Below are 4,194 nucleotides of genomic sequence, written 5' to 3'. Positions count from 1 at the left end.
ATCTCCCTCCCGCCCAACGCGTTCAGCTAGATCTAGGCGGCATCTTGCAGCGCCCTTTCATTTACGCTGGTTTCTCCAAGCTGCGTCAACGCCTCGTCCGTTGCCTTCTCTTCGTCGAGCGTCTGCTGCAGCAGCGGAACCGCGTCATTCAAGCCGAGCAGCCTTGCCCAGGTTACCAATGTCCCATAACGGGCGACCTCATAATGCTCGACGGCCTGGGCAGCGGCAACAAGCCCGGCGTCGAGGGCCGGCGCCGCCTGGAACTCCTCCAGTATCTCCCCGCCCTCCTCAATGATGCCGTCGATCGCGGGACAGGTCTTGCCCTGCGCGCGCTTGCCGAAAATCACGAACACCTGCTGCAGCCGCTCAACCTGACCCTCAGTCTCGTCGCGGTGCTTCTCGAACGCGGCGGTCAACTCTTGCGATTCGGCACCCCTGGCCATTTTCTTGAGGGCACTTAAGATCTTGCGCTCCGCGTAGTATATGTCCTTCAAGGCTTCGTAAAATAGATCTTCCAGGCCCTTTGTGCTGCTCTGGGCGCTTTTCTTCGTCGCCATCTCCATGTCCCACTTCGAGTTCAATGCTTCGCGGCATATGCAGCTCTAACAACCAAGGCCATCGGTTGTTCCTCGCCCTCAAAGACATGGTGGGAACACGAGCAAGGACCGTGATCTCGCTCCGTTCTGGTCGGCACAACCGGCGCCATGTCGCCTCTGCGCCTGGCCAGCCTCGCGGCCGCTTGTCAAGCCGCCTGCCGCGCCTTAACCGGCGTTCTCGCCTATCGAAGTCGATTGCTGGTCACGCTTTCGCCGATCAATGTTGATAAGACGGCGGTCGGGGGCCGCGGCGCCGGAACGACCTCTTCAGCGTTTTGTGGGCAAGCTGCTGTGAGACCAGATCGCGCGCTTTTCGGCACATATTGCAAGCCACAATGGTCGCTCGGCTGCCTCTGCCGGTCTAAACGGGACCCGGCCCGCGGCATGCCCGGATGGTTGAAGCGGATTGTTGAAAAGGTGTGTCGGGGTGAACTAGATCATCCGCCGCCATCGGTTGCGACGATCGAGCGACGATTGCTCCTACCGGCCGCCCGACCGCCGTTTCGCTTCTTCATCGATCCTGCGACCTGAGAATCTTGAGTGCCTCGTCCTTGGTGAGGCCGCACTTTCGGGCAAAGTAGTTCGCTTCGATGGCCCTTTCGCGATCCGTCCGAGACGCGGTGTTCTGCTTGGCCTTCTTGCCCATCGATGCTATCGCCTCGATTATATCGCCTGCTGGTGATCAAGCGCCTACGCCGTGGGAGGGCTCACGCGGGGATCGGGTCACCAATCTTGCAGCTCCGCTGCCTGGCTCGAACTGTGGTTTGACGCGATTGTTCTGCGATTGCAAAACTTCGCAAGAGATGCCTGGCGCCGGACTTTGCTGTGGCCATTCGGGATCTGTCATCCCATCGCTGTGACCTGCAGACGAATGCAGAGCCTCAGCAGTTTTTCGCCGCTTTCATCGTGGGTTAGTCCCGACAACATGTTCGTTCCAGTACCCGGAGGAAAAAACGTGCGCGACCAGTCTTTTTCCCATCTGGAGGCGCTCATTGATGTGCGTCCCGACACGAATTTAACCCCTAGCGCGCCATGGCCTCGCGGATCGGCCACTGCGTCACTCGATGCAATATGGAACAATCCTCGCAGGCGGATGTTGGGCAACCCAACCCCCTGGAGGATTGCCAATGTTCATGCACAACAAGCGCCTGCAATACACCGTCCGCGTTTCGGAGCCTAATCCCCGCCTGGCCTGCATGATCATGGAACAATTCGGTGGCGCCGATGGTGAGCTTGCCGCGGCGATGCGCTATTTCACGCAAGGCCTCGGCGAGGATGATCTTGGCCGTCGCGACATGTTGCTCGACATAGCCACTGAAGAACTCAGCCACCTTGAGGTGGTGGGATCGATCGTCACCATGCTGAACAAGGGGCTCAAGGCACAACTTGCCGAAGGCCAGATGAAAGAAGCGGACCTTTATATGATGATCGGCGCCAGCGGTACGACAGCCAAGGAATCCATCCTGTTTGGCGGTGCTCCCGCGCTGTGCGACTCAGCCGGCGTTCCCTGGACCGCGGCCTATGTCGACTCACGCGGTGAACCTACCGTGGATTTGCGGTCGAACATCGCCGCTGAAGCGCGCGCCAAGATCGTTTACGAACGCCTCATCAACATCACCGATGATCCGGGCATCAAGGACGCGCTCGGCTTCCTGATGACACGCGAGATCGCTCATCAAAAGTCGTTTGAGAAAGCACTCTACGCCATCGAAAACAATTTCCCGTCAGGCAAGCTCCCGGGCATCGAGAGGTACGCCAGCATGTACGTCAACACCTCTCAAGGTGACGGCGATACCAATGGTCCATGGAATTCCGGCGAAGAGTGGGATCGGATCGATGACCTTGAAGAGGTGATGCCCGTCGACGGCGGAGACGGCTTGGCAACCGTCAAAATGGGCGCCAGAGACATGAAGGTGGTGGCCAAGATGGCCGACCGTACTCTTTCTGATCCGGCGTCCGATCCGATCACGGGCGCTGATCTAGGTGCCGGTCCGGGAGCTGGCCGAACCAAGAACGCGGATTTTGGCGGCGCGGCAAGCATTCAGGAGGCCCCGGCCGTGGCCGAGGCTGCTGTCAAACGCGCACGTAAGCGTTAGTTTGGACTGACCTCATTGCGGGCAACTATGTTCGGGTCAGGAAGCTAACGACGAAAGCAGGGGCATCCGACTGGCAGCAGCGGACTGGCCGGAGTGCTCGCTATTTGCTGAGTGGGTGAAGCACATATGGCCACCGCCGCACCACGATCAGAGTCGGAACATGCGGGGCAGTCGGAGAAGGTCCGTGCCTACGGTTGCGAGAACCGGTGCATTGTCGCAATCGGAGCCTCGGCGGGGGGCCTCGACGCGCTGAAGAGACTTGTCCGGGATATTTCGCCGGACATTCCGGCGGCCCTCCTCATCGTACAGCACGTCGGTCTCACGAGTTACCTCGGCGACATTCTCGGTCGCGCTGCCAACATGCCCGTAGCGAATGCCGCCAGCGGCACGAAGGTTAAAAACGGGCATATCTTCGTTGCACCGCCCGGAGCTCACCTGCTTTTACATGATGATCACATGCTGCTGCGGCGCGGGCCGCGGGAGAATTTGGCGCGCCCTGCCATCGATCCCCTTTTTCGATCAGCGGCCTGCAGCTTTGGCGGCAGCGTGATTGGTGTCGTGCTCACGGGCAGCCTCTCCGACGGGACCGCCGGCTTGCGCGCCATCAAGATTTGCGGAGGGGTCAGCGTGGTTCAAGATCCCGACGACGCTGCAGTACCCGATATGCCGCTGAGCGCCTTGCAGAATGTGGAAGTCGACCATTGCGTCGCCCTGTCCGAAATGGCTGGCCTGTTGCGCAGGCTTGCGTCCGAACTCGCAGGGCCGACACCAGAAATCCCGCCTGTCATCCGCCTTGAGGCTGCGATTGCTGCTCAGGAGCACAGCACAATGGAACAGACAGAACGCCAGCTTGGCATCCCCTCGCCATTTGTCTGCCCCGAATGTCACGGACCGCTTTGGGAGATCGAAGACGGGCCGATTACCCGTTACCGTTGTCACACTGGACATGCATTCGGAGCGGACGTTTTGATGCAGGCCCAGGCGGACGATGCGGAACAGGCCCTTTGGAGCCTTCTAAGAGCGCACCAGCAGCGGGCCGAGTTGGCGAAACGGACGGCGCAACGAGAAGCCGCTCGGGAAAGACATAGCTTGGCCAGCCAAATGGCTACGCGGGCCGCGGAACACGAAGCCGACGCGAAACTTATTGAAGAAATTATCCATCGTCGAAGGCCGTGACAAAACACACGCCCCGACAACCATGACCTTATTTCGGTCCGGGGCTCACGGTTACCGGGTTGGCGGCGTCACTTGCCGGAGACCATGATCCCACAGAGACAGCAAGGGTGTCGGCAAAGAACGATATTAGGTCACATCAGCGTCAGGCGGACGTCGCGCAGGGCATTCAACAGAAATTCCGAACCATCTCCACCCCGCTCCAAAACGCCAACTTCAGCAGAAATGCTGGGAATTGCCAAGCCTCGGCTATCCGGAACAAAATACCCGACAGCAGCTTTGGCCACGAGCTAACGCTCGTGTCGCGGGTTCACCAATTGAAGTATGGC

General features: G+C 59.7%; 5 protein-coding genes. 2 read left to right on the top strand and 3 right to left on the bottom strand.

Annotation, left to right across the window (positions count from 1 at the left end; genetic code table 11):
- Positions 1 to 32: 32 nt before the first annotated feature.
- Together EN914_RS26545 and EN914_RS39910 are read right to left on the bottom strand one after the other, a co-directional pair.
- On the bottom strand, positions 33 to 557 hold the full coding sequence (locus EN914_RS26545; protein ID WP_024505776.1) for a ferritin-like domain-containing protein: 525 nt from the start codon (positions 555 to 557) through the stop codon (positions 33 to 35).
- A 550-nt stretch (positions 558 to 1,107) separates the two neighbouring features.
- Positions 1,108 to 1,242, bottom strand: a complete 135-nt coding sequence (locus EN914_RS39910) for a hypothetical protein (RefSeq protein ID WP_013525051.1) — start codon at positions 1,240 to 1,242, stop codon at positions 1,108 to 1,110.
- Positions 1,243 to 1,723: 481 nt separating this feature from the next.
- Between EN914_RS39910 and EN914_RS26535 the strand changes: the two genes are divergently transcribed.
- On the top strand, positions 1,724 to 2,692 hold the full coding sequence (locus EN914_RS26535; RefSeq protein ID WP_024505775.1) for a manganese catalase family protein: 969 nt from the start codon (positions 1,724 to 1,726) through the stop codon (positions 2,690 to 2,692).
- A gap of 126 nt (positions 2,693 to 2,818) precedes the next feature.
- Positions 2,819 to 3,868 (top strand): chemotaxis protein CheB, encoded by a 1,050-nt coding sequence (locus EN914_RS26530; protein WP_024505774.1) that lies wholly within the window; start codon positions 2,819 to 2,821, stop codon positions 3,866 to 3,868.
- 131 nt (positions 3,869 to 3,999) lie between these two features.
- Here the strand turns inward: EN914_RS26530 and EN914_RS38420 are convergent, their stop codons facing one another.
- Positions 4,000 to 4,152 carry a hypothetical protein gene (locus EN914_RS38420; RefSeq protein ID WP_155925010.1) on the bottom strand — a complete coding sequence of 51 codons (153 nt, stop codon included), beginning with the start codon at positions 4,150 to 4,152 and terminating at the stop codon, positions 4,000 to 4,002.
- Positions 4,153 to 4,194 lie beyond the last annotated feature (42 nt).

It is taken from the genome of Mesorhizobium sp. M7A.F.Ca.CA.001.08.2.1, assembly GCF_003998455.1.
GTDB classification, from domain to species: domain Bacteria; phylum Pseudomonadota; class Alphaproteobacteria; order Rhizobiales; family Rhizobiaceae; genus Mesorhizobium; species Mesorhizobium ciceri.
Note: the sequence above shows the minus strand (reverse complement) of the source record. Positions and strands in the feature narration are given on the sequence as shown.

Excerpts from the sequence above, each read along its gene's own strand:
- EN914_RS26545 (WP_024505776.1), bottom strand. The coding sequence starts at position 557 with ATGGCGACGAAGAAAAGCGCCCAGAGCAGCACAAAGGGCCTGGAAGAT.
- EN914_RS39910 (WP_013525051.1), bottom strand. The coding sequence starts at position 1,242 with ATGGGCAAGAAGGCCAAGCAGAACACCGCGTCTCGGACGGATCGCGAA.
- EN914_RS26535 (WP_024505775.1), top strand. The coding sequence starts at position 1,724 with ATGTTCATGCACAACAAGCGCCTGCAATACACCGTCCGCGTTTCGGAG.
- EN914_RS26530 (WP_024505774.1), top strand. The coding sequence starts at position 2,819 with ATGGCCACCGCCGCACCACGATCAGAGTCGGAACATGCGGGGCAGTCG.